At 55.0% G+C, this 2,626-nt stretch carries 4 protein-coding genes; all 4 read right to left on the reverse strand.

Annotated elements, in window-relative coordinates; all coding sequences use genetic code 11:
* Positions 1–1,132 (reverse strand): proton-conducting transporter membrane subunit (locus HMPREF0240_RS23100; RefSeq protein ID WP_009005806.1); only part of this gene is annotated, 1,132 nt, incomplete at its 3' end.
* A complete protein-coding gene (locus tag HMPREF0240_RS23105) occupies positions 1,129–1,503 on the reverse strand; it encodes a cation:proton antiporter subunit C (RefSeq protein ID WP_009005807.1) in 375 nt (124 codons plus the stop codon). The genes HMPREF0240_RS23100 and HMPREF0240_RS23105, both read right to left, overlap by 4 nt.
* A gap of 1 nt (position 1,504) precedes the next feature.
* Positions 1,505–2,461: a hydrogen gas-evolving membrane-bound hydrogenase subunit E gene (gene mbhE / locus HMPREF0240_RS23110; protein WP_009005808.1), complete on the reverse strand. Its 957-nt coding sequence runs from the start codon at positions 2,459–2,461 to the stop codon at positions 1,505–1,507.
* Positions 2,458–2,626, reverse strand: a 169-nt coding sequence (locus HMPREF0240_RS23115; RefSeq protein WP_035314762.1) for a hydrogenase subunit MbhD domain-containing protein, incomplete at its 5' end; no start/stop codon positions are given. The genes mbhE and HMPREF0240_RS23115, both read right to left, overlap by 4 nt.

Here is a 2,626-nt window from a genome sequence, read left to right on the forward strand (position 1 = left end):
TGAATCCCGCCCCCCGCAGGCCGCTGATATCCGGATTCCCCGCGGATGCTTTGATCAGGCCGAAAGCCGCCACGAAAACCAGGGATTTTGCCGCCGCATGGGCAAAGATGTGGTAAATCCCCGCTCCGGTCCCCGCCGCCGTGCCAAGGCCCATGCCCATGAAAATATAGCCGATCTGGGCCACCGAGGAATAGGCAATCATTTTCCGCAGGTTCTTCTGCCGGACCGCGTCCAGGGAACCCAGGATCATGCCGATGATTCCGAACACCAGCAGGATATCGATGACATGGCTTCCCGCAAAGATGTCCGCCCCCGTTACCCGGTATATGATCTTGAGCAGCAGAAAAATGTAGCCTTTGGACACAATGCTGGAAAGCATTGCTGATGAAGACACCGTGGCATGCCCGTAGGCATTCGGAAGCCAGGAATGGAAGGGCCACAGAGCGCTCTTTATGGCCAGCCCCACACTCACCAGCCCGATGGTCAGGATGAGCGGCACCCGGTATTCCCCGGTCTGCCACAGGAAAAGGATGCTCTCCTTCATGTTGCTCATCAGGAGGTGCCCGGTCATGTCATAGAAGAAGCTGATGCCAAGCAGCAGCAGGCCGGACCCCATCAGGCTCATGATCATATAGCGCACCCCTGCGGCGATGGTCAGGTCATTGAATTTTCCAAGGATCAGCCCGCAGGCCGCGATGGTGCTGATCTCCACAAATACATAGGCGGTAAATAAATCGTTGGTATACACAAGGGCCAGATTGGAAGCCAGCATCAGGTCCGCCATGATATAATAAAAGTTGGCCTTCTCCTCTTCCAGATCCCCCCGCGCCTCTTCCATACCGCCCCACAAAGCCAGCAGCATGATCACGCAGAACAGCAGGGCCATGGCCGCTTCCAGCATGCCGAAGCGCAGCTCGTTGCCCCAGGGCGCCGGAAAATGCCCCATCACATAGACATAACTCTCCCCGGTCCCCATCAAAAAGGCCAGCAGAAAGGCGGTAGCCACCCCGATTGCCGCCGAAATGCCAATGCTGATCCACCGGGCCGCCTTTCCCTTCACTGCGGACGTTATGATGGCCGCAAACATGGCTGCTAAAATCGAAAAACAGGGCACATTCTGTACAAAGCTCATTCTTCCTTCTCCCTTACCTTCAGCGATATCTTATCCAGGTCCAAAGTGTGGTATCTGTAATACAGGCAGATGGTCAGCGCCAGCATCAGCGCCGTGACCGACACCGACACCACAATCCCTGTCAGCACAAGGCCGCTTGGCACCGGATTGATGTAGGCATCCGCGTTCTGCACGCCGTCCACGATGATGGGGGCTTTGAGCCCCCTGATATACCCTTTTACCGCAAGAAACAGGTACACCGCCGTATCCATAATGTTCAGCCCGATGATCTTTTTGATCAGGTTCTTATGCAGGAACAGGTCCGTAAACCCGATCCCGAATAAGATGACTGCAACGATCTCTATAAAGTTTGACGTTAAGTTGCTTCCCATGTTACAGGCCCCCTCTCCGAAACAGTGCATAAAACGCATAGATGGTGCACGCCACCTCCGTGCCCACACAGATGTTGATGGGCAGGATGATCCCGCCGCTTAAGATCGCCCCCGGCACCCCCATGGGGAAGATATGCTCCAGCCCGTTTGCACCGGTGTAGAAAAAATGCAGCGCGATCAGGCCGTACAGCAGAAGCGCAGTCACCTTGACGATGACATAAATCTTCTCGTTAAAGAACTTCTGTGTCCTGGTAAACCCGAAAGACGCCGCATAAAGGATCATTCCCGCACCGATCACCGCACCGCCGGAGAAACCGCCTCCCGGGGACAGATGCCCGTTTAAAATGATATAAATCCCAAATAAAAAGATAATGGGACAGACCAGCTTTGCCACCTTCTTCAGGACCGTATCCTGGAGGGGCTCCAGCCCGTAGTCATCGAGTTTCAGTTTTTTTCGTTTTTCCTGATTCTCCACCATCAGCAGGATCATCACGCAGCAGGTCGCAATGAACAGCACCGTAGTCTCCCCGAAGGTATCGAATGCACGGTAGGTCAGGATCATTCCGGTTACGATGTTGACCGAGCCGGTCTCCTGAAGTCCCTGGGTAATGTAGCGTGCCGGCACCTCATTGTTGGCCGGGTTGGACTCGGCCCCCACAGACGGCAGGTAGGATACGGCATAGATCAGCATAGCCGTCATCAGCACACAGACCAGGATGCTCACCGCCCGGGATACTTTCCCATATCCCCGGAGCTGTTTATTCAGGGAATAATCTCTGCTTTTTTTCCGAATCTCTTCGTAGTCCGAAGGTTCATAGGGAGGCCCGGGATCTTCCTCCATAAGCGGAGGCTTCATCTCCAGGGTTCCCACAAAGGGGTCCTTCTCTCCGTTCAGCCACCGTTTAAACCGGCAGGCCGGACTGTTGTTATACTCCTCCTGGGGCCGTTTTCTGCTCATTCTTCCGTCTCCTTTCCGTCATCCTCCTCCTTGTCGGCGGAGATCCCCCGGATCTTCTTCAGGGTCACAAAAAACAAAAGCGAGGTCACGCCCGCACCCACGGCCGCCTCTGTAATGGCAAGGTCCGGGGATTCCATGATCATCCACAGGATGGACATGATCAGG

This window comes from Clostridium sp. D5 (assembly GCF_000190355.1).
Classification (GTDB): Bacteria; Bacillota; Clostridia; order Lachnospirales; family Lachnospiraceae; genus Faecalicatena; species Faecalicatena fissicatena_A.